Source organism: Streptococcus sp. 1643, from assembly GCF_006228325.1.
Lineage (GTDB): Bacteria > Bacillota > Bacilli > Lactobacillales > Streptococcaceae > Streptococcus.
Map to the genome: position 1 here is coordinate 608,654 of NZ_CP040231.1, position 22,350 is coordinate 631,003.

Annotated in this window: 25 protein-coding genes; 18 read left to right on the forward strand and 7 right to left on the reverse strand. The window is 41.9% G+C overall.

All coding sequences use genetic code 11. The annotated features are described in order from the left end of the window. Positions 1-199 precede the first annotated feature (199 nt). From pgdA to FD735_RS03300, 6 genes are all read left to right on the forward strand, one after another. A complete protein-coding gene (gene pgdA / locus FD735_RS03275; RefSeq protein WP_139658460.1) occupies positions 200-1,591 on the forward strand; it encodes a peptidoglycan-N-acetylglucosamine deacetylase PgdA in 1,392 nt (463 codons plus the stop codon). Positions 1,592-1,672: 81 nt separating this feature from the next. Beyond that, the gene (locus FD735_RS03280; RefSeq protein ID WP_139658461.1) at positions 1,673-2,515 is read left to right on the forward strand and encodes an aldo/keto reductase; all 843 of its coding nucleotides are present in this window, start codon (positions 1,673-1,675) and stop codon (positions 2,513-2,515) included. 268 nt (positions 2,516-2,783) lie between these two features. Beyond that, on the forward strand, positions 2,784-3,155 hold the full coding sequence (locus tag FD735_RS03285; protein WP_139658462.1) for a GFA family protein: 372 nt from the start codon (positions 2,784-2,786) through the stop codon (positions 3,153-3,155). A gap of 35 nt (positions 3,156-3,190) precedes the next feature. Beyond that, positions 3,191-4,108 (forward strand): glycine--tRNA ligase subunit alpha, encoded by a 918-nt coding sequence (glyQ, locus tag FD735_RS03290; protein WP_000038733.1) that lies wholly within the window; start codon positions 3,191-3,193, stop codon positions 4,106-4,108. Positions 4,109-4,318: 210 nt separating this feature from the next. Then, on the forward strand, positions 4,319-6,355 hold the full coding sequence (gene glyS, locus FD735_RS03295) for a glycine--tRNA ligase subunit beta (protein WP_139658463.1): 2,037 nt from the start codon (positions 4,319-4,321) through the stop codon (positions 6,353-6,355). Between the two features lie 42 nt (positions 6,356-6,397). Further along, positions 6,398-6,655, forward strand: a complete 258-nt coding sequence (locus tag FD735_RS03300) for a DUF896 family protein (RefSeq protein WP_000371301.1) — start codon at positions 6,398-6,400, stop codon at positions 6,653-6,655. A gap of 85 nt (positions 6,656-6,740) precedes the next feature. Here FD735_RS03300 and FD735_RS03305 read toward each other — a convergent pair whose 3' ends face one another. From FD735_RS03305 to FD735_RS03315, 3 genes are read right to left on the reverse strand one after another with little or no spacing between them, the layout of a single operon-like run. Next, positions 6,741-7,985: an NAD(P)H-dependent oxidoreductase gene (locus FD735_RS03305; protein WP_000673672.1), complete on the reverse strand. Its 1,245-nt coding sequence runs from the start codon at positions 7,983-7,985 to the stop codon at positions 6,741-6,743. Positions 7,986-8,002: 17 nt separating this feature from the next. Further along, positions 8,003-8,608, reverse strand: coding sequence for an NADPH-dependent FMN reductase (locus FD735_RS03310; protein ID WP_000915935.1), 606 nt, complete (start codon positions 8,606-8,608; stop codon positions 8,003-8,005). 18 nt (positions 8,609-8,626) lie between these two features. Continuing rightward, positions 8,627-9,556 carry an FAD:protein FMN transferase gene (locus tag FD735_RS03315; protein ID WP_139659096.1) on the reverse strand — a complete coding sequence of 310 codons (930 nt, stop codon included), beginning with the start codon at positions 9,554-9,556 and terminating at the stop codon, positions 8,627-8,629. A gap of 307 nt (positions 9,557-9,863) precedes the next feature. On the opposite strand from FD735_RS03315, the gene nox reads away from it, so the two are divergent. From nox to pdxT, 3 genes are all read left to right on the forward strand, one after another. After that, the gene (gene nox, locus FD735_RS03320; protein WP_000036761.1) at positions 9,864-11,243 is read left to right on the forward strand and encodes a H2O-forming NADH oxidase; all 1,380 of its coding nucleotides are present in this window, start codon (positions 9,864-9,866) and stop codon (positions 11,241-11,243) included. A 305-nt stretch (positions 11,244-11,548) separates the two neighbouring features. Continuing rightward, positions 11,549-12,424: a pyridoxal 5'-phosphate synthase lyase subunit PdxS gene (gene pdxS / locus FD735_RS03325; protein WP_000138514.1), complete on the forward strand. Its 876-nt coding sequence runs from the start codon at positions 11,549-11,551 to the stop codon at positions 12,422-12,424. Next, positions 12,425-13,006 carry a pyridoxal 5'-phosphate synthase glutaminase subunit PdxT gene (gene pdxT, locus FD735_RS03330; protein WP_139658464.1) on the forward strand — a complete coding sequence of 194 codons (582 nt, stop codon included), beginning with the start codon at positions 12,425-12,427 and terminating at the stop codon, positions 13,004-13,006. Positions 13,007-13,025: 19 nt separating this feature from the next. Here the strand turns inward: pdxT and FD735_RS03335 are convergent, their stop codons facing one another. Beyond that, on the reverse strand, positions 13,026-13,673 hold the full coding sequence (locus tag FD735_RS03335) for a hemolysin III family protein (RefSeq protein WP_001097972.1): 648 nt from the start codon (positions 13,671-13,673) through the stop codon (positions 13,026-13,028). Then, positions 13,670-14,116, reverse strand: coding sequence for a DUF1836 domain-containing protein (locus FD735_RS03340; RefSeq protein ID WP_139658465.1), 447 nt, complete (start codon positions 14,114-14,116; stop codon positions 13,670-13,672). Before FD735_RS03340 ends, FD735_RS03335 begins: the two co-directional genes overlap by 4 nt. Before the next feature lie 134 nt (positions 14,117-14,250). Between FD735_RS03340 and FD735_RS03345 the strand changes: the two genes are divergently transcribed. The 7 genes from FD735_RS03345 to trxB all read left to right on the forward strand — a co-directional run bounded on the left by FD735_RS03345 (position 14,251) and on the right by trxB (position 18,605). Beyond that, entirely contained in the window at positions 14,251-14,745 is a 495-nt protein-coding gene (locus tag FD735_RS03345; RefSeq protein ID WP_139658466.1) for a GNAT family N-acetyltransferase, read from the forward strand. Continuing rightward, positions 14,742-15,257, forward strand: coding sequence for a methylated-DNA--[protein]-cysteine S-methyltransferase (locus tag FD735_RS03350; RefSeq protein ID WP_139658467.1), 516 nt, complete (start codon positions 14,742-14,744; stop codon positions 15,255-15,257). Before FD735_RS03345 ends, FD735_RS03350 begins: the two co-directional genes overlap by 4 nt. Before the next feature lie 12 nt (positions 15,258-15,269). Continuing rightward, positions 15,270-15,626, forward strand: coding sequence for an arsenate reductase family protein (locus FD735_RS03355; RefSeq protein WP_139658468.1), 357 nt, complete (start codon positions 15,270-15,272; stop codon positions 15,624-15,626). 156 nt (positions 15,627-15,782) lie between these two features. Continuing rightward, positions 15,783-16,583: an amino acid ABC transporter permease gene (locus tag FD735_RS03360; RefSeq protein WP_000219166.1), complete on the forward strand. Its 801-nt coding sequence runs from the start codon at positions 15,783-15,785 to the stop codon at positions 16,581-16,583. After that, a complete protein-coding gene (locus FD735_RS03365) occupies positions 16,583-17,326 on the forward strand; it encodes an amino acid ABC transporter ATP-binding protein (protein ID WP_125397927.1) in 744 nt (247 codons plus the stop codon). Before FD735_RS03360 ends, FD735_RS03365 begins: the two co-directional genes overlap by 1 nt. 77 nt (positions 17,327-17,403) lie before the next feature. Further along, positions 17,404-17,628, forward strand: a complete 225-nt coding sequence (locus tag FD735_RS03370) for a DUF4059 family protein (protein WP_000924293.1) — start codon at positions 17,404-17,406, stop codon at positions 17,626-17,628. Between the two features lie 65 nt (positions 17,629-17,693). Beyond that, entirely contained in the window at positions 17,694-18,605 is a 912-nt protein-coding gene (trxB, locus tag FD735_RS03375) for a thioredoxin-disulfide reductase (protein WP_139658469.1), read from the forward strand. Positions 18,606-18,640: 35 nt separating this feature from the next. On the opposite strand, the gene rlmB is transcribed toward trxB, so the two are convergent. Both rlmB and def read right to left on the reverse strand, forming a co-directional pair. Then, positions 18,641-19,369, reverse strand: a complete 729-nt coding sequence (rlmB, locus tag FD735_RS03380) for a 23S rRNA (guanosine(2251)-2'-O)-methyltransferase RlmB (RefSeq protein WP_000855740.1) — start codon at positions 19,367-19,369, stop codon at positions 18,641-18,643. A 44-nt stretch (positions 19,370-19,413) separates the two neighbouring features. After that, the gene (def, locus tag FD735_RS03385; RefSeq protein WP_042767740.1) at positions 19,414-20,025 is read right to left on the reverse strand and encodes a peptide deformylase; all 612 of its coding nucleotides are present in this window, start codon (positions 20,023-20,025) and stop codon (positions 19,414-19,416) included. A 153-nt stretch (positions 20,026-20,178) separates the two neighbouring features. Here def and FD735_RS03390 point away from each other — a divergent pair, with 153 nt between their 5' ends. After that, the gene (locus FD735_RS03390; RefSeq protein ID WP_139658470.1) at positions 20,179-21,498 is read left to right on the forward strand and encodes a CapA family protein; all 1,320 of its coding nucleotides are present in this window, start codon (positions 20,179-20,181) and stop codon (positions 21,496-21,498) included. Between the two features lie 23 nt (positions 21,499-21,521). Beyond that, complete coding sequence (locus FD735_RS03395) at positions 21,522-22,349, forward strand: HAD family hydrolase (RefSeq protein ID WP_139658471.1); 828 nt, start codon at positions 21,522-21,524, stop codon at positions 22,347-22,349. Position 22,350: the final 1 nt, after the last annotated feature.

Here is a 22,350-nt window from a genome sequence, read left to right on the forward strand (position 1 = left end):
GAAAAGTTGAACGACGAAATCGATAGCTTTACAATTCTTTGGTTGTATAAAAAAATCATAAGTTCTACTAAATTCATAAGATTCTTTCTTATGAATTGTTTTGTTACTTTTCATCACAGGATTTTATGAAACTTTTTTAAAAAAGACAGAATCCCTGTTTATCATTGAAATAATAGCCTCGATTTGATATGATGGAAATATGAAAAAAAATAGAGCGAAACGTGTTTCTCACGATAAAACGAGAAGGATATTGCTTTCCCTTGTTGGAATCTTAGGAATTGCTACGATTCTATTAGGGAGTGCTATTGGTTATAAGCTACTACAAAAGCAATCTTACGAACAAAAAATTGAAGTGCTAAAAAGCGAAAAGGACCAGCAATTCAACTCAGGTAGTCAGAAGGACCATTTCCGAAAAGGTCAAGCTGAGGTGATTGCCTACTACCCTCTGCAAGGAGAGGAAGTCATTGCGTCTGTTAGAGAAAAAATCAACCAGGATATCAAAGAAAAGCTGGAAGATAAAGAGGATTTGGTCTTTTATTATACTGAGCAGTTGGACCCAGTCTTAAAGGGAGTTGTTGCTCGTAGTATCAGTAAGCAAGTCTACGATTTGTCTGCATCAAAGGTTGAAGAAAAAGAAAAGACTTCTTTAGGGAAAATTTTCTTGACTGAAGATGGGAAAGATTTTGACCTCAGCAAACTCTTCAAAGATGCAAGTAAGGCTAAGGAACTTTTACTGAGTCAAATCAAATCAACTCTAGAAGATAAGAAACTTGACCAGGCAAAAATTGATCAAGTTATAAAGAGCTTCACAGACCAAGAATTGACATCTTGGAGCTTTGATTATAAGGATAGTCAAATCATCCTTTATCCTGCTAATGCTGGAGAGACTGTTGAGGAAATTGCTTTACCAATATCTAGTTTCTTTGATGTCATTGAGTCCTCTTATCTATTAGAAAAGGATGCTGAGCTTTACCAAGCATACTTTGCTAAGAAAAACAAAAAGGTTGTAGCCTTAACCTTTGACGATGGTCCAAATCCAACTACAACCACGCAAGCTTTGGATACTTTAGCTAAATATGGTGTAAAAGCAACCTTCTTTGTACTTGGTAAAAACATTGCAGGTAATGAAAATCTTCTAAAACGAATGAAATCAGAAGGTCATGTTGTAGGAAACCACAGCTGGAGTCATCCCGTTCTTTCACAACTTTCGCTTGAAGATGCTAAAAAGCAAATCACTGATACAGAAGATTTGTTAACTCAAGTTTTAGGATCAAGCTCTAAACTGATGCGTCCACCCTATGGTGCCATCACTGATGATATTCGAAACGGCCTTGATTTAAGCTTCATCATGTGGGACGTGGATAGTTTGGACTGGAAGAGTAAAAATGAGACAGCCATTTTGACAGAGATTCAACGTCAAGTTCGCAATGGTTCTATCATTCTCATGCATGATATCCATGGTCCTTCAGTTAATTCTCTACCAAGTGTCATTGAGTATTTAAAGGGTGAAGGGTATACATTTGTGACCGTTCCTGAATTGCTCAATTCTCGCTTGAAAGCTCACGAGATCTATTACGATCGTGATCAATAATTGTTAAAATCTAAAGGGGCAAGTGTTCTGATAATCAGGATTTTGTTTCTTTAGATTTTCTTCACATAGAAAGGAAAAACGATGAAATCTTACACCCTTAATAATGGAGTTTCAATTCCTGTACTAGGATTTGGAACATGGAAAGCTGAAAATGGAGAGGTAGCCTACCAAGCCGTTTTAGAAGCTTTAAAGGCCGGCTATCGTCATATCGATACTGCAGCTATCTATAAAAATGAGGAGAGTGTTGGTCGCGCTATTCGAGATAGCGGTCTTCCACGACAAGAAATCTTTGTAACGACCAAACTCTGGAATACCAATCACAGCTATGATGAAGCTCGCCAAGCATTTGAAGAATCAATGGAAAAACTGGGATTGGATTATCTAGATTTGTACCTTATCCATTGGCCAAATCCAAAACCACTAAGAGAAAATGAGGCATGGAAAACTCGCAATGCCGATGTCTGGAGAGCGATGGAGGATCTGTACCAAGAAGGCAAAATCCGTGCTATCGGCGTTAGTAATTTCCTCCCCCATCATTTGGATGCCTTGCTTGAGACAGCAAGAATCATTCCGGCGGTCAATCAGGTACGCTTGGCACCAGGAGTTTATCAAGAGGAAGTGGTTGACTACTGTAGAGAGAAAGGGATTCTCTTAGAGGCTTGGGGACCATTTGGGCAAGGGGAGCTGTTTGAACAGAAAGAAGTCCAAGAAATTGCTACTAAGCATGGGAAATCAGTGGCTCAAATCGCCTTGGCTTGGAGTTTGGCAGAAGGATTTTTACCCCTACCTAAGTCAGTGACAGCCTCTCGCATCCAGAGCAATCTTGACTGTTTTGGAATTGAACTCAGCAAAGACGAGCGAGAAGTCTTAAAGACAATTTCAGTGACTTCGGGCGCACCTCGTGTGGATGAGATGGATTTTTAGAAAGTAAGAAAAAGAATTGTAAATTTTGTACCTTTCTGATATAATATTCAACAGGAAAGAAAGTCTTATGGCGTTCTTCAGCGAGCTTGGGGTAGTGGGAGCCAAGTAGAACAAGGTAAGAAACTGGCACTTTCTGTCGTATTTTTAAAAACAATGAAGTAATAAATTAGGGTGGAACCGCGTTTCTGACGCCCCTAGTCGCAAGGCTTGGGTGTTGAAATTCGGTTCTTTTTGAATTTCGTCTAATGCCTAAGTAGAAAGGAGCATAATGCTTAAAGGATCTTGTTTATGCAAAGCAGTGACCTACACTTTAGATGAGGAATTGTCGGAATTAGTTTTTTGCCACTGCTCATTCTGTCGGAAAGCAACTGCGTCTGCCTATACAGTGAATGCCAAAGTTAGCAGTAGAAACCTAGTATTGCATGGAAAAGAACAGTTGGTTACCTATAGTTCATCTCCAGGAAAACAACGCTATTACTGTCAGAACTGTCATAGTCAAATTTTCACTGCTCAAGAAAATATACCGGAAGTCTGTGCTTTGAAATTAGGTACAATAGACGAATGCGATCAGAATTTACAAACTGTTCCCAAACGTCATATTTTTCAGGACTCAGCTTTTTCTTGGTTGCTTGATGAATAAAGCTAAAAAGATAATATAAATTAAAGGAGTAAACAATGTCTAAAAAATTGACTTTCCAGGAAATCATCCTTACTTTGCAACAATTTTGGAATGACCAAGGTTGTATGCTCATGCAGGCTTATGATAATGAAAAAGGTGCGGGGACAATGAGTCCTTACACTTTCCTTCGTGCTATCGGACCTGAGCCATGGAATGCGGCTTATGTAGAGCCATCACGTCGTCCTGCTGACGGTCGTTATGGGGAAAACCCTAACCGTCTCTACCAACACCACCAATTCCAAGTGGTCATGAAGCCATCTCCATCAAATATCCAGGAACTTTATCTTGAGTCTTTGGAAAAATTGGGTATCAATCCATTGGAACACGATATCCGTTTCGTTGAGGACAACTGGGAAAACCCATCAACTGGTTCAGCTGGTCTCGGTTGGGAAGTTTGGCTTGATGGTATGGAAATCACTCAGTTCACTTACTTCCAACAAGTCGGTGGATTGGCAACAGGCCCTGTGACTGCGGAAGTTACCTATGGTTTGGAACGCTTGGCTTCTTACATTCAAGAAGTGGACTCTGTCTATGATATCGAGTGGGCAGATGGTGTAAAATACGGAGAAATCTTTATCCAGCCTGAGTACGAGCATTCGAAATACTCATTTGAAATTTCGGACCAAGAAATGTTGCTTGAAAACTTTGATAAGTTCGAAAAAGAAGCTGGTCGTGCATTGGAAGAAGGGTTGGTTCACCCTGCCTATGATTATGTTCTCAAATGTTCACACACCTTTAACCTACTTGATGCGCGTGGTGCCGTATCCGTAACGGAGCGCGCAGGCTATATCGCCCGTATCCGTAACTTGGCCCGTGTCGTAGCCAAAACCTTTGTCGCAGAACGCAAACGCCTAGGTTACCCACTTTTGGATGAAGCAACACGAGCTAAACTCCTAGCAGAAGACGCAGAATAAAGAGAGTGACAAATTACGAAAATGGGCGAACGGAGTGAGCCCTGTTCCAGTTGCCGCAGTGATAAAGGTATCCTTAGTGAAGCTAAGGATACTAGGCAAAATTGGAGACTTTCGACTCCAATTTTAGCAATGAAACAACGAAGTTGGTTGCTTGCGTGCCAATCACATAAGGCAAACTGGAAAATAAAAAGATACTTTTCGGAGAAAAACATGACAAAAAATTTATTAGTAGAACTCGGTCTTGAAGAGTTACCAGCCTACGTAGTAACTCCAAGCGAAAAACAACTAGGTGAAAAAATGGCAGCCTTCCTCAAGGAAAACCGCCTGTCTTTTGAAGCCATTCAAACCTTCTCAACACCACGCCGTTTGGCTGTTCGTGTGACTGGTCTTGCAGACAAACAGTCTGATTTGACCGAAGATTTCAAGGGACCAGCAAAGAAAATTGCCTTGGATAGTGATGGAAACTTCACCAAAGCAGCTCAAGGATTTGTCCGTGGAAAAGGCTTGACAGTTGAAGATATTGAATTCCGTGAAATCAAGGGTGAAGAATATGTCTATGTTACCAAGGAAGAAGTGGGTCAAGCAGTTGAAACCATAGTACCAGGTGTTGTAGATGTCTTGAAGTCCTTGACTTTCCCTGTCAGCATGCACTGGGCTAACAATACCTTTGAATACATCCGCCCTGTACACACTTTGACAGTTCTTTTAGATGAAGAAGAGTTTGATTTGGATTTCCTTGATATCAAGGGCGATCGTGTGAGTCGCGGTCATCGTTTCTTGGGACAAGAAACCAAGATTCAGTCAGCTTTGAGCTATGAAGAAGACCTTCGTGCTCAGTTTGTAATCGCAGATCCACGTGAACGTGAGCAAATGATTGTTGACCAAATCAAGGCAATCGAAGCTGAACATGGGGTACGTATCGAAATTGATGCTGATTTGCTTAATGAAGTCTTGAATTTGGTTGAATACCCAACTGCCTTCATGGGAAGTTTTGATGCCAAATACCTTGACGTTCCAGAAGAAGTTTTGGTGACTTCGATGAAGGAACACCAACGTTACTTCGTTGTTCGTGATCAAGAAGGTAAACTCTTGCCAAACTTTATTTCTGTTCGTAACGGAAACGCTGAGCATTTGGAAAATGTCATCAAGGGAAATGAAAAAGTCTTGGTAGCCCGCTTGGAGGACGGAGAATTCTTCTGGCGTGAAGACCAAAAATTGGTCATTTCTGACCTTGTTGAAAAATTAAACAACGTCACTTTCCATGAAAAGATTGGTTCTCTTCGTGAACATATGATTCGTACGGGGCAGATTGCCATTCTCTTGGCAGAAAAAGCTGGCTTGTCAGTGGATGAAACAGTTGACCTAGCTCGTGCAGCAGCTATTTACAAGTTTGACTTGTTGACAGGTATGGTTGGTGAGTTTGATGAGCTCCAAGGAATTATGGGTGAGAAATATGCCCTCCTTGCTGGGGAAACTCCAGCAGTTGCGGCTGCTATTCGTGAACACTACATGCCGACAGCTGCTGACGGAGCTCTTCCAGAGAGTAAGGTGGGAGCCATTCTAGCCATTGCAGACAAATTGGATACGATTTTGAGTTTCTTCTCAGTAGGCTTGATTCCATCAGGTTCTAATGACCCTTATGCCCTTCGTCGTGCGACGCAAGGTGTGGTTCGTATCTTGGATGCTTTTGGTTGGCATATTGCTATGGATGAGTTGATTGATAGTCTTTATACTTTGAAATTTGACAGCTTGACTTATGAAAATAAAGCAGAGGTCATGGACTTTATCAAGGCTCGTGTTGATAAGATGATGGGTTCTACTCCAAAAGATATCAAGGAAGCAGTCCTTGCAAGTTCAAACTTTGTTGTGGCGGATATGCTGGAAGCAGCAAGTGCTCTTGTCGAAGCAAGCAAGAAAGAAGACTTCAAACCATCTGTCGAATCCCTCTCACGTGCTTTCAACTTGGCTGAAAAAGCCGAAGGAACTGATACTGTTGATCCTGCTCTCTTTGAGAATGAAGAAGAGAAAGCCTTGGTAGAAGCCGTAGAATCACTTGTTTTGTCAGGTACTGCAAGTCAGCAATTAGAACAACTCTTTGCGCTTAGCCCAGTTATTGATGCTTTCTTTGAAAATACCATGGTAATGGCTGAAGACCAGGCTGTCCGACAAAATCGCTTGGCTATCTTGTCGCAATTAACCAAGAAAGCAGCTAAACTTGCACGTTTCAACCAAATCAATACCAAATAAAATCTGGTAAACGGATTAAATCTTATCATAAAGGAGAGAAACATGGATCCTAAAAAAATTGATCGCATTAACGAGCTTGCCAAAAAGAAAAAAACAGAAGGCTTAACTTCTGCTGAAAAAGTGGAACAAGCTAAACTTCGTGAGGAGTACATCGAAGGCTATCGTCGTTCTGTTCGCCACCACATTGAAGGAATCAAAATTGTGGACGAGGAAGGAAATGACGTTACACCAGAAAAACTACGTCAAGTACAACGTGAAAAAGGTTTGCACGGCCGTAGTCTTGATGATCCAAATTCATAAAATTCAAGGGTTTTGTAGATGATATACAAAACCCTTTTTTGATAACAACAAAAAAGAAGGAGCCACTAGGCTCCTTTTTGGTTTCTTAGTTGCTTGCGCCAGATGTAGCGTCAGCGTCACCACCGTGGCCTCCAGCATCCCCTGAATCAGAAGCGCCAGAAGTAGCATCGGCGTCTCCATGACCTCCAGCAGCAGGAGCAAATGGTCCGCTACCACCCACCAAACGTTGACCAGTCTCTTTTAGGTACCAGTCAAGCCATGGTTGGAAGTTAAAGACAATTTCATTGATTCCAGCGTATGATCCATCAGGATAGTACATTGCTTGGTAGTTGTGGGTGTTGATGACACCTGCAGGAGAACCTGGAACGATCGTACGGACGTATTCTTGGTTTCCGTTGCGAAGTGTTCCGATAACCCACTCTACGTTCTTCATACGTGCTGGTGGAAGAGAACCATGAACAGTCGACATACGGCTACCTGATTGAGGTGGTACACGTTTAGCGAACATAGTGTCTGGATCTTGGTGAGCGTTGTTGTAATAGAGGAATTGGTTGTTGTCGTCAGCGTATGTCAATTCAAATGGCATAGCTTTCAAGAACATATCGATTTGGTTAACGGTCAGGATACCGTGGTCTAATTTGACATAGGTATCACCAGAAACAGCACCAGTGATTGCTGCAACTTTTTCTACCCATTCTGGATCGTCAGGGTCAACTTCTGTAATGGTTGTAGCAATTGGTTTTCCACAATCCAAGTCTTCTGGTTCGATTGGTTTTGGTTTTTTCAATTTCGAAACGACTCCTACGTATTTTACAAAGTTATCTAAGCAAGTTTCAAGGAATTTAACAGTTCCTTCGTTGGTGATATTTCCGTTGTTATCAAAAGCTTCCTTAGCTTTACCAAGAAGGAATTCGTTACCTGGAAGTGTGTAGGCATTGACACCTGGAGCATCAAGGATTTTACGAAGGTGAACTTGGGCACGTGATGTTCCTTGGTCATAGTATGATGCACCTACAATCATAACAGGCTTGTTTTCAAATGGATGAACTTCGTATGAAAGCCATTCGAGTACAGATTTAAGTGAAGCTGAGATAGTGTGGTTGTGCTCAGGAGTGGCGATAATGACACCATCAGCACGTGTAATCTTGTTATACAAGAAACGCAATTGGAAGCTTTCGTCCCATTTTTCGTCTTGGTTAAACATCGGAACTTCGTCGATTTCAAGGACTTCTAATTCAAATTTGAATTTGAAATTGCGACGAATAAATTCCAAGAGTTTGCGGTTATATGATTGATCGTAGTTTGATCCAACAAGTCCAACAAATTTCATTCTTTCGGTCTCCTATCTTACAAATTTTCCCAGTCAAATTCTTCTGCATCTTTGCGAAGCAATTCTTGTGCATTGCGCAATTTTTCAGTAATCTTCACAAAGATACGGAAGTCATCAAAGATGGCATCCAATTTCTTGATGACATCAAGGTCAACCAAGTCACCACTTGGGTTAAATGCTTGAAGGGAGTGTGAGAGCAAGAATTCATCTGGAAGAACATTTGCCTTGATTTCAGGAGCGTTCAAGATTTGACGAAGTTGCAATTGGGCACGAGAGGAACCAAGTGTACCGTAAGAAGCACCAGTGATCATGATTGGTTTGTTCAAAAGTGGGTAGATACCGTAAGATAGCCAAGCAAGAGCACTCATTAAAACTGCAGGGATAGAGTGGTCGTACTCAGGAGTACCGATAATCACACCATCAGCCTCTTCAATTTTAGCTGCAATTTCAAGAATTTCAGCTGGAAGTTGCTTATCTGCTGGTTTGTTGAAAACAGGGATATCCTTGATTTCAACGAGTTCAATTTCAGCTTTATCCGCAAAGTGTTTTTGCATGTATTGGAGCAATTGGCGGTTTGTAGAACGTTTAGAGTTCGTTCCAACAATGGCAATAAGTTTTAGCATGAGATTTCCTTTCTCTTTTTACATAATACAATTTTGAAGGCCTGAAGAACATGCAAGGCGTCCCTCTTTGTCGATGAGGATGGCTTCAATACCATCTATACTTTCGACTTGCCAGAGGATAGAAGCGCTTCGCTCTCCGAAAAGGCGTGTTGTCCATATCTCACCATCAACGGATTTATCAGAGACAATCGTCAGGCTAGCGAGATCAGTTTCGACAGGGAATCCTGTCTTACTATCAAAGATATGGTGATAGTCTTTTCCATCTACTGTCAGGTGGCGTTCATAGATACCTGAAGTGACAACGGATTTGTTAGAAGCAGGGATAGTTAGGAGATGATTGCCACGAGGATTTCGCGGATCTTGAATCCCAATCTGCCAGGCTTTCCCTTCTTTGGCTTGGTTATTCCCGATGGTGAGGATATTACCTCCGAGATTGATCAAGGCAGAGGTGACACCGTGTTCTTTCAAATACTGGGCAACCTTATCTGCACTATAGCCCTTAGCTAAACAACCTAAATCAAGCTTCATTCCTTTCTTCTCTAAAAAGACAGTAGAGCCAGAGGGATCTAACTTGATAAAATGGGGGTCAACTAGAGGCAAGACAGCTTCGATTTCTTTAAAGTCTGGAAGCCGTGCATCTGCAAATCCGATTCGCCAGGTTTGAATCAAGGGACCAATACTGATATTGAGATGGCTAGATGGTGCTAGGCTATGCTCAAGTCCAAGAGCAATCAGTTCAAACAGGTCAGGATGAACCTTAACAGGTACGATTCCAGCCTGGTAGTTGATTTCCATCAGTTCGGATTCTTGACTATTGGCGTTGAAGCGGTATTCGAGCTCCTTGAGTAAATCAAAGGCTCCTTGAAGTAGGCAATCAGCCTGTTCATCTACTAATGAAATCGTGATAGTTGTTCCCATTAGCCGTTCAGAACGTGAATGAAGAGGCAAGCTACCAGCTCCTTTCTCTTTATAGGAAATCATTCAATATAAGGTCGTTAAAGAAAAATTAAACCCCTTACATTTTCTTTCCATGTATCTAGCATATCATAAAGTCAGCGTTTTCACAAATGAATTTTGACAAAAAGTCAAGAAATATGCTCAAAATTAATATGAAAACGATAGAAAAATTGGATTTATCAATGTTAAGTGTATTTTTTTCTGAAAAAAAGAGAATTCTGAGCAAATATCTTGTAAACGCTAACAGTAAATGATATACTAGGAAGGTAAATCAAAAATTAAAGGTAGGAATTTTTCTATGAGTAAAATCGTTGTAGTTGGTGCTAACCACGCTGGTACAGCTTGTATTAATACCATGTTGGACAACTTCGGACATGAGAACGAAATCGTAGTATTTGACCAAAACTCAAATATTTCATTCCTTGGTTGTGGAATGGCGCTTTGGATCGGGGAACAAATTGATGGCCCAGAAGGTCTCTTCTACTCTGATAAAGAAAAATTGGAAGCAAAAGGTGCTAAAGTTTACATGAACTCACCAGTTCTTTCAATTGACTACGATAACAAAGTTGTGACAGCAGAAGTTGAAGGTAAAGAACACAAAGAGTCTTATGATAAATTGATCTTTGCAACTGGTTCAACTCCAATCTTGCCTCCAATCGAAGGTGTTGAAATCGTTAAGGGCAACCGCGAATTCAAAGCAACTCTTGAAAATGTACAATTTGTTAAATTGTACCAAAACGCTGAAGAAGTTATTGAGAAACTTGAAGACAAGAGCAAACACCTTGAGCGCATTGCCGTTGTTGGTGGTGGTTATATCGGTGTTGAACTTGCCGAAGCTTTCGAGCGTCTTGGAAAAGAAGTAGTGCTTGTCGATATCGTAGACACAGTCTTGAACGGCTACTATGACAAAGACTTCACTCAAATGATGGCGAAGAACTTGGAAGACCACAACATCCGCTTGGCTCTTGGTCAAACAGTTAAAGCCATCCAAGGTGATGGTAAAGTTGAACGCTTGGTAACAGACAAAGAAACATTTGATGTAGATATGGTGGTTCTTGCTGTTGGTTTCCGTCCAAATACAGCTCTTGCTGACGGTAAGATTGAACTCTTCCGCAATGGTGCCTTCCTTGTAGATAAGAAACAAGAAACATCTATCCCAGGTGTATACGCTGTTGGTGACTGTGCAACTGTTTATGACAATGCACGTAAAGATACAAGCTACATCGCTCTTGCATCTAACGCTGTACGTACTGGTATCGTTGGTGCTTATAACGCTTGTGGACATGAATTGGAAGGAATCGGAGTTCAAGGATCAAATGGTATCTCTATCTACGGTCTTCACATGGTTTCGACTGGTTTGACTCTTGAAAAAGCCAAAGCTGCAGGCTATAATGCAACTGAAACAGGCTTTAACGATCTTCAAAAACCAGAATTTATCAAACATGACAACCACGAAGTTGCCATCAAGATTGTCTTTGACAAAGACAGCCGCGAAATCCTTGGTGCACAAATGGTGTCACATGATGCTGCTATCAGTATGGGAATCCACATGTTCTCACTTGCTATCCAAGAGCATGTAACCATTGATAAATTGGCCTTGACAGACCTATTCTTCTTGCCACATTTCAACAAACCATACAATTACATCACAATGGCTGCACTTACAGCTGAAAAATAATAATAGCTAAGCTATCTGGCCTTAAGTTAAGGTCAGATAGTTTTTTAGTTATACTCTTCGAAAATCAAATTCAAACCACGTCAGCTTCGCCTTGCCGTAGATATATGTAACTGACTTCGTCAGTCTTATCTACAACCTCAAAGCAGTGCTTTGAGCAACCTGCGGCTAGCTTCCTAGTTTGCTCTTTGATTTTCATTGAGTATCAATCTGTACCCATACAATTATCCTTTTTTTATCTTGTACTTCATTCTAATCTGGCTTAAAATGAAATGGTAGCTACCAATACAAATGATGAGGATTAAGAAATGACTGAAAATCGTTATGAACTAAATAAAAACTTGGCACAGATGCTCAAAGGTGGGGTTATCATGGACGTTCAAAACCCTGAACAGGCTCGTATCGCAGAGGCTGCTGGTGCGGCAGCTGTTATGGCCTTGGAACGGATTCCAGCTGATATTCGTGCAGCTGGTGGGGTTTCCCGTATGAGCGATCCAAAGATGATTAAGGAAATCCAAGAAGCGGTCAGCATTCCAGTGATGGCCAAGGTCAGAATTGGGCATTTTGTTGAAGCTCAGATTTTAGAGGCTATTGAGATTGACTATATCGATGAGAGTGAAGTGCTGTCTCCAGCAGACGATCGTTTCCATGTAGATAAGAAGGAATTTCAAGTTCCTTTTGTCTGTGGAGCTAAGGACTTGGGTGAAGCCTTGCGTCGTATCGCTGAAGGTGCTTCCATGATTCGGACAAAAGGAGAACCGGGGACAGGTGACATCGTTCAAGCCGTTCGCCATATGCGTATGATGAATCAGGAAATTCGTCGCATTCAAAATCTACGCGAAGATGAACTTTATGTAGCTGCTAAGGACTTGCAAGTCCCTATAGAATTGGTTCAATACGTTCATGAACATGGAAAATTGCCAGTTGTAAACTTCGCAGCTGGAGGTGTTGCAACACCAGCAGATGCTGCGCTGATGATGCAATTGGGGGCAGAGGGTGTCTTTGTTGGTTCAGGTATTTTCAAATCAGGAGACCCTGTTAAACGAGCAAGTGCTATTGTTAAGGCCGTAACCAACTACCAAAATCCTCAAATTCTGGCTCAAATCTCTGAAGACCTAGGGGAAGCTATGGTTGGAATTAATGAGAATGAAATCCAAATTCTCATGGCTGAGCGAGGGAAATAGATGAAAATCGGAATATTAGCCTTGCAGGGAGCCTTTGAAGAGCATGCAAAAGTGCTAGATAAACTAGGAGTCGCTAGTGTCGAAATCAGAAATTTAGATGATTTTCAGAAATATCAGAGTGACTTGTCCGGTTTGATTTTGCCTGGCGGTGAGTCTACAACCATGGGCAAGCTCTTGCGTGACCAGCAGATGCTGCTTCCCATCCGAGAAGCCATTCTTTCTGGACTACCAGTCTTTGGAACTTGTGCGGGATTGATTTTGCTGGCTAAGGAAATCACTTCTCAGGAAGAAAGTCATCTAGCGACTATGGATATAGTGGTTGAGCGCAATGCTTATGGGCGCCAACTAGGAAGCTTCTATACAGAGGCAGAATGTAAGGGAGTTGGTCAGATTCCCATGACCTTTATCCGTGGACCGATTATCAGCAGTGTTGGAGAGGGTGTAGAAGTTTTAGCAACAGTTGATGATCAAATCGTTGCAGCCCAAGAAAAAAATATGCTGGTAACTTCTTTTCATCCAGAATTGACAGATGATGTTGGCTTGCACCAGTACTTTATCAATATGTGTAAAGAAAAAAGTTGAGAAAAGATTCTCAACTTTTTTACATGTAATAAACAATGGCAATATATTGGAGTGCAGACGCCGCTAGGATAAAGAGATGCCAAATCATGTGGAAATAAGGTTTTTTCTTAGCGTAAAATCCAGCTCCAACTGTATAACAGAGTCCGCCAGTTACCATGAGACTCCAGAAAATTGGCGTTGTTTGACTGATAATGGCAGGAATGATAGCCAGAACCAACCAGCCCATAATCAGGTAAAGGGCAAGGCTGAATTTCTCATTGACCTTTTTAGCAAAGATTTTATAGAGGATGCCAAAGATGGTCGTTCCCCACTGAATGGCAATGATCAGATAGCCAAACCAGTTATTCATCAAAGTCAAGACGACCGGCGTATAAGAGCCTGCGATAGCTACGTAAATCATAGAATGGTCGATGATTCGTAAGACGTATTTGTGGGTCGAACCATAGGCCATAGAGTGGTAAATGGTTGACGAGAGGAACATGAGAAAGAGACTGATAACAAAGATAGAAACACCAAAAGATGATAAAAATCCATGTGCTTCATAACTATAGGTGGATGAAATAGGGAGTAGGATGAGCATGATAACGGCACCTACAGCATGGGTCACGCTATTAGCAATCTCCTCTCCAAAACTGAGTTTTTTACTGAGCTTTAGGCTGGTGTTCATTGGATTTCCTCCTCTTCTTTGATAAGGATTAAGTCTAGAGTTTGATGATAGAGTTTAACCGTTTGACAGCTAGTTTGGATAATAGGATTTTCTGGATCAACCCCATGGTTCATGTAGTCCACAAAAGCGTCGTAGAGCTGGTCTGAGCTCGCTTGAGTTTGCAGAGTATTAAGGGTCTGAGCGATTTCTTGGATCGAAAAGACAGACTTGAGAGTGGTGATGGCAATCAAACGGGCGATCTGTTTGCGTTTGTATTTTTTCTTGTCTGGCTTTGTCAGGTAACCATGTTTGACATAGTTATTGACCATGGATGCTGTTAGTCCCTTGTCTTTATCTGGAGAGATAGGGGCACAGACCTGATTGACATAAAGCAAAACCTGATCCAGATAGAGGTCAATATTTGGAATGTCTTCCCATTTTGGGTAGGAAAAGTTAGAATTCATTTCCAACTCCTTTTTATCTAGTTTTGATAACTAGATTATAAAATAATTAAAAACAAAAGTCAAGTTTCAACTGCTTGTAGAAAGCTTTAAATTATGCTATGATGAGAGAAAATAGTTAGAAATGAGGGGAAAAGATGGAGATTCGTTTAGCTTTTCCAAACGAAGTAGATGCGATTATGCAGGTGATGGAGGATGCCAAAAAGTGCTTAGCTGAGTCTGGTAGTGACCAGTGGCAAAATGGCTATCCAAATGCAGATATCATTATTGATGATATCATCTCAGGCCAAGCCTATGTGGCCTTGGAAGAAGGAGAACTGCTAGCTTATGCTGCTGTGACCAAGAGCCCAGAGGAAGCCTATGAAGCCATTTATGAAGGGAGTTGGCAGGGGGGAGAATCAGAATATTTGGTCTTTCACCGTATCGCTGTGGCAGCAGATGTCCAAGGACAAGGTGTTGCTCAGACTTTCCTAGAAGGCTTGATTGAAGGTTTTGATTATCTAGATTTTCGTTCAGATACGCATGCGGAAAACAAGACCATGCAGCATATTTTTGAAAAGCTAGGCTTCCAACGGGTCGGTAAGGTTCCAGTTGATGGGGAACGTTTGGCCTATCAGAAATTAAAAAAATGAAGCAGAATAAGTACGCAAAAATGTTCTACCCGTCGCCAATTGGAACCTTATCCTTAGTTGCTGACGAGCAATATCTGTATGGAATTTGGGTACAGGACCAAACTCATTTTGAGAGGGGATTAGGGGATGAAACGATAGAAGAAGTTGATAGCCATCCTGTATTAGAGCAAGTTATTTCCTATTTAGATACCTATTTCGAAGGCAGTGTTCAGGACCTATCTGACTTACCTTTGGCTCCTATTGGAACAGATTTTGAAAAGCGGGTCTGGGCTTACTTACAGGCCATTCCTTATGGTCAAACAGTAACTTACGGACAAATAGCTCAAGACTTGCAAGTGGCTTCTGCCCAAGCGATTGGCGGAGCAGTGGGGCGTAATCCTTGGTCCATACTCGTACCCTGTCATCGTGTGCTGGGGTCAGGCAATCGTCTGACAGGCTATGCATCGGGAGTCGAAAAGAAAGCCTGGCTCTTGCAACATGAAGGTGCAGCATTTCAAGAAAATAAAAAATAGAAAGAAAAGAAGATGTTAGAATTTATCGAATACCCAAAATGTTCAACTTGTAAGAAAGCAAAAAATGAATTAGATCAACTTGGACTGGAATACCAAGATGTCCACATCGTAGAAGAAACACCAAGTGAAGACGTGATTTTGAACTGGTTGGAAACTTCCGGTTTTGAAGTGAAACAATTTTTCAATACCAGCGGGATCAAATACCGCGAACTGGGCTTGAAAGATAAGGTGGGAAGTTTGTCAAAACAAGAAGCAGCCAAGCTTCTAGCGAGTGATGGTATGTTATTGAAACGTCCAATTTTGGTGGAGAATGGTGCTGTTAAACAAATTGGCTATAGAAAGACCTATGAGAACTTAGGTTTGAGATAGTTTTTATTTATCTCCTTGATAGGTAAAATATATAGCCTCCCTGTTTTAAAGTGTGATAAACTAGAAGATAGACAAAGTCTGAGCAGCCCGTAGCAAATAATTTGCTTGCGAGCAGAAGTATGATAGAATGAATCATTATCAGGAGAGGATGTTTTTATGACTGTTACAACATTTTTAGCATCAGATTGGTACCAAAGTTTGATGCAACTCATTCCGGATGGTAAGCTCTTTAGTTTGCGTTCGGTCTTTGATGGAATTCCAAGGATTGTCCAACAACTGCCTACAACCTTGATGTTGACGCTTGGAGGTGCACTCTTTGGTTTGCTACTTGCCCTAATTTTTGCCATTGTTAAGATCAATCGTGTTAAGATTTTATATCCCTTGCAGGCCTTTTTCGTCAGCTTCTTAAAAGGTACCCCAATCCTAGTTCAACTTATGTTGACCTACTACGGAATTCCTTTAGCACTGAAAGCTATCAACCAACAATGGGGAACTGGTCTCAATATCAATGCGATTCCAGCAGCGCTTTTTGCGATTGTGGCCTTTGCTTTTAATGAGGCGGCTTATGCAAGTGAAACGATTCGTGCGGCCATCCTTTCTGTTAATCCAGGTGAAATTGAGGCGGCACGCAGTTTGGGTATGACGCGAGCGCAAGTTTATCGTCGCGTGATTATTCCAAATGCGGCGGTAGTTGCGACACCGACTTTGATTAACTCCCTTATCGGTTTGACCAAGGGAACTTCTCTAGCCTTTAGTGCAGGTGTTGTGGAGGTCTTTGCCCAAGCTCAGATTTTAGGTGGAGCTGATTATCGCTATTTTGAGCGCTTCATCTCCGTTGCCCTTGTTTATTGGGTAGTCAATATCGGAATTGAAAGCCTCGGCCGTTTCATCGAGAGAAAAATGGCTATCTCAGCGCCGGATACAGTGTCTACAGATGTGAAAGGAGACCTTCGTTAATGATTAAGATTTCGAATTTAAGCAAATCCTTTTCAGGACAGACAGTCTTGAATCATCTGAACTTGGATATTCAAAAAGGTGAGGTAGTGGCTTTGATTGGTTCATCTGGAGCTGGGAAATCAACCTTTCTTCGTAGTTTGAATTACCTTGAAACTCCAGATAGTGGAACGATTCAGATTGACAATTTTAAAGTTGATTTTTCTCAGATTAGCCAAGAAGAGATCCTAACCCTTCGTCGCAAGTTATCTATGGTTTTCCAACAGTTTAATTTGTTTGAACGCCGAACTGCTCTTGACAATGTCAAGGAAGGTTTGATTGTCGTTAAAAAATTATCGGACGAGGAAGCAACAAAAATCGCTAAGGAAGAGTTGGCCAAGGTTGGTCTTTCTGATCGTGAAAACCATTATCCTCGCCATTTATCAGGTGGACAAAAGCAACGGGTTGCCCTCGCGCGTGCGCTTGCTATGAAACCAGATGTTTTGCTCTTGGACGAACCCACTTCAGCCCTCGACCCAGAGTTGGTCGGAGAAGTAGAAAAGTCTATTGCAGATGCTGCCAAGTCAGGTCAGACCATGATTTTGGTCAGTCACGATATGTCTTTTGTAGCCCAAGTGGCAGACAAGGTTTTATTCCTAGATAAAGGGAAAATCATCGAGTCTGGCACACCGGATGAAATCATCAATCATCCGAAAGAAGAACGGACAAAAGAATTCTTTGCTAGTTACAAACGGACTTATATTTGATATAATAGAAAAAGGAAAACTCAGTTAGTTGGACTAGCTGAGTTTACTCTTTAAAAAAGATAGAAACGAGAGAGATCATGCTACTGCATCTATTTTCTTTGTATTTCGAGAGTTTGATCTTAACGACCATCCTTGTCGTGATTTTTCTGGGGATTTGGATTGGATTGAGAGCTATGTCTGGTGTGGACAAGACAGCCAAAGCTCGCCAAGCCCATCTCTATGATATGATTATGATTGGAGTTTTGGTCATTCCGGTGTTATCCTTTGCCGTCATGAGTTTGCTCTTGGTTTTCAAGGCATAATCCTTGCGTGACTAGCAAGAATGAGTTAGAATAAAGATAGTTACAACAAGAAAGAAGGAATCGAAATGTACGATACGATTATTATCGGTGCTGGACCTGCGGGAATGACCGCTGCCTTATATGCTGCTCGAAGCAATCTGAAAGTGGCTTTGATTGAAGGTGGTCTGTCAGGCGGGCAAATGAATAACACATCTGATATTGAAAACTATCCAGGTTATGCCAACATCAGTGGACCTGAATTAGCTGAAAAGATGTTTGAACCACTTGAAAACCTTGGAGTGGAGCATCTTTATGGCTATGTTGAAAATATTGAAGACCAGGGTGACTATAAGAAGGTAATCACTGATGATCAAGTTTACGAAACCCGTACTGTCATTGTAGCAACTGGTTCTAAACACCGTCTTTTGGGAGTTCCCGGAGAAGAAGAACTGAACAGTCGTGGTGTTTCTTACTGTGCGGTCTGTGATGGAGCTTTCTTCCGTGACCAAGACTTGCTCGTAGTCGGTGGTGGAGATTCAGCGGTAGAAGAAGCTCTCTTCTTAACTCGCTTTGCCAAGTCCGTCACTATTGTTCACCGTCGAGATGAACTTCGTGCCCAAAAGGTTTTGCAAGACCGTGCTTTTGCAAATGAGAAAGTCAACTTTATCTGGGATTCTGTTGTCAAGGAAATCAAAGGTGAAAACCGAGTAGAATCTGTCGTATTTGAAAATGTAAAAACGGGTCAAGTGACAGAGCAAGCCTTCGGTGGTGTCTTTATCTATGTCGGTTTGGATCCTGTTAGCGATTTTGTTAAAGAATTGAATATTCAAGACCAGGCAGGCTGGATTGTAACAGATAATCACATGAAAACTGCCGTTGACGGTATCTTTGCAGTTGGAGATGTTCGCCAGAAAGACCTTCGCCAAGTAACAACAGCAGTTGGAGATGGGGCTATCGCTGGTCAAGAAGCTTACAAATTTATTACAGAACATAGTTAAGAAAAAAGTTTCCAATCACTTGATTGGAAACTTTTTTATAGTCGGTTTCGGAAAACTTCGTACATGAGAATGGCTGCAGCCACACTGGCATTGAGACTTTGAACATGCCCATTCATGGGAATGGTAATCATCTCATCGACCTGTTTTTTGATGTTGCTGGAGATGCCTTTTCCTTCATTTCCGATGATGAGGGCGATTTTCCCTTTTGTATTCCACTTGTGGCAAGGAGTACCGTTCATATCCGTTCCAAAGGTCCAGAAGCCTTCAGCCTTTAGTTTGTCTAGGGTTTGACTAAGGTTGGTCACTCGGGCAATCGGTACATGCTCAATAGCACCTGTGGCCGTTTTGGCAACGACAGGAGTCACTCCGACAGCACGGTGTTTGGGGATAATGACTCCTGAAACATTGGTCGCATCAGCTGTTCGCAAGATTGAACCCAGATTATGAGGGTCAGTTAGACCATCCAGAATCAATAAAAGTGGATTTTCTTCTTGACGTGTTTTTGCAAGGATGTGATCCAGCTCACTATAGGCAAATTCGGACACTCGTAGAACAAAACCTTGGTGGACAGCGCCTTCAGTCATCTCAGACAGGGATTTTTTTGAAGTCCAAGAAATGGATACCTTCTTTTCTGTAGCCAGTTCCTTGACTTTTTCAACATTCTTACCTCGAAGATCTTCTTGGAGGTAAAGTTTATTTCCAGTGTTTGCAAGGAGGGCTTCTGTAACGGCGTGGACGCCATAGACAATATCATTTGTTTTCATGCCTCTATTATAACACAAAACCCCGTCTTGCAACGGGATTTTCTTTATTCAAGGATGAGGAGTCCATCTTTGACAGCAAATGGATCTTTTTCATTGATACGATCGTAAAACATGATTCCGTTTAGATGATCAATTTCATGTTGGACAACGATAGAGTTGTAACCTTTGAGCTTGATTCGGTGTTTTTCGCCATCCTTGTCAAAGTAATCAACAGTGACACGGGCATGACGGACAACATAGCCAGGCACATTTCGGTCAACAGAAAGACAACCTTCTCCTTCGCCAAGAGCAGCGTCCTGAACAGAGTGAGAGACGATTTTTGGATTGTACATAATGGCTTGCAAGTCGTAGGCTTCCTGAGGAGTTTCACCTTCTTCTACAATATTTGGGACCAAAACGGCAATAATGCGTTTTGAGATATCGAGTTGGGGAGCAGCCAATCCAACACCACCGCGGAGCCCCATTTTCTCAGCCATAACAGGATCTTGGGAATGTTTGAGGAATTGCATCATCTTTTCGCCAAGGATGATTTCCTGGTCAGACAGTGGGAAAGTGACCTCCTCAGCAACTGCGCGAAGCGTCGGATTCCCCTCGCGGATAATATCGTTCATATCAATTAAGTGAGCAGCTTTTGTAATACGTTCTATTGCAGACATTTTCTCTCCTTTCATTACCTCTACATGATAACACAAAATAGGTTAGAAAGAAAGTCGCAGAAGTTCCTAAAAAATAATATAATAAACGGTATTCCTCTTTTGTCTGTGGTATAATAAAAGAAAAGACTCGCAGTAAAAGCAAGGGGAATAAAGATGGAAAAGCGACAAGATAGACGGTCTCAGGGCTCTCTTTATGGGGTGTGGAGAACTAGTGTGGATTTCTTTCGGAATTATAAATCCTGGACCAATGCCCAGTTTATTATTGTGTTATTGCTTGCAGTTGCCTTATCCATGGGGGGGAACTTATTAGTTCGAGCAGTACAAAGTAGTAAGGGAACGAGTCCTAGTAGTCAAACTATTGATTCTGCAAGTACATCTGGTCAATCCAAGGAAGATCAGTCTGGTGAAACGACGGCGCGTATCATGGCAAATGGTGACCTTCTTTATCATATCCCCATCTACCGAACAGCTCTTAAAGAAGATGGAACCTATGATTTCCATGAAAATTTTGAGTATGTAAAACCTTGGCTCAAGCAAGCGGATTTGGTGATTGGTGACTTTGAAGGAACGGTGAACAAGGACCACTATTTGGCAGGTTATCCTCTCTTTAATGCACCAGGGGAAGTCATGGATGCGATCAAGGATGCAGGCTACCAAGTTCTAGACTTGGCTCATAATCATATTTTGGATTCTCAAATTGATGGGGTGGTTTCAACGGCTCAAGCTATTGAAAAGGCTGGAATGACACCCATCGGAGTCTATACACATGAATCCCGTGACCAAGCCCCTATAGTCATCAAGGAAGTCAATGGTATCAAGGTAGCTCTCCTGGCCTATTCCTACGGTTTTAATGGCATTGAGCAGTATATCTCTCAAGAGGACTATAATCGCTATCTTTCTGATTTGAATGAAGATAAGATGAAGGCAGAAATCGAGCGTGCAGAGAAGGAGGCGGATATTACTGTCATCATGCCTCAGATGGGAATTGAGTACCAGCTAGAACCAACGGAAGAACAGAAAACACTGTACCATAAGATGATTGACTGGGGAGCAGATATTATCTTTGGAGGGCATCCTCACGTCGTTGAACCTGCTGAGACAGTTGAAAAAGATGGTGACAAAAAATTGATCATCTACTCCATGGGGAATTTCCTCTCAAATCAACGTATTGAAACCATGCAAGATGAGGAAAATGCCAAGTGGACGGAGCGCGGTGTTCTCATGGATGTGACCATTAAGAAAAAAGATGGCAAGACTAGGATTGAAACGGCCAAAGCGCATCCTACTTGGGTCAATCGAACACCCAAAGGGACATACTCTCCAGAAGGCTATCCGCTCTTCCTCTATCAGACCTATATCCTAGAGGACTTCATCGAGGGGGGCAGTCACCGTGACAAGTTGGACGAAGAGACCAAGGAACGAATTGACACGGCCTATAAAGAAATGAATGAACATGTAGGGTTGAAGTGGTAGGCACTTGCCCTAAAGGAGACGAGATGACGATTAAATTAATTGCAACAGACATGGATGGAACCTTGCTAGACCCGAGGGGGCAGCTGGATCTGCCCCGCTTGGAAAAGATTTTAGATCAGCTGGATCAAAGGGATATCCGTTTTGTCATTGCGACAGGGAATGAAGTTCACCGTATGAGGCAATTACTAGAACACTTGGCGAGTAGAGTAGTTCTAGTCGTTGCCAATGGGGCGCGTATTTTTGAAAACAATAAACTGATTCAAGCGCAGACCTGGGATGATGCTATGGTTGACAAGGCTTTAGTTCATTTTAAAGGGAGAGAGTGCCGAGATCAGTTTGTTGTAACAGGTATGAAGGGTGGTTTTGTCAAGAAAGGGACTGTGTTTACAGACCTAGAAAAATTTATGACACCAGAGATGATTGAAAAATTCTATCAACGAATGAATTTTGTGGAAGACTTGCAAGCTGACCTCTTCGGTGGAGTGTTAAAGATGAGCATGGTTGTTGGTGAAGAACGTTCTAGTTCAGTTTTGCAGGAAATCAATGACCTCTTTGATGGTCGTGTAAGGGCTGTTTCTAGCGGTTATGGCTGTATCGACATCCTGCAGGCTGGGGTTCACAAGGCTTGGGGATTGGAAGAATTACTCAAGCTCTGGGATTTGACATCAGAACAAATTATGGCTTTTGGTGATAGCGAAAATGATGTTGAGATGTTGGAGATGGCTGGAATTGCCTATGCTATGGAAAATGCTGATGATGAGGCCAAGGCAGTTGCAACAGCCCTAGCTCCAGCTAACAGCCAAGGGGGCGTTTATCAGATTCTAGAAAAGTGGTTAGAGAAAGAGGGATAAG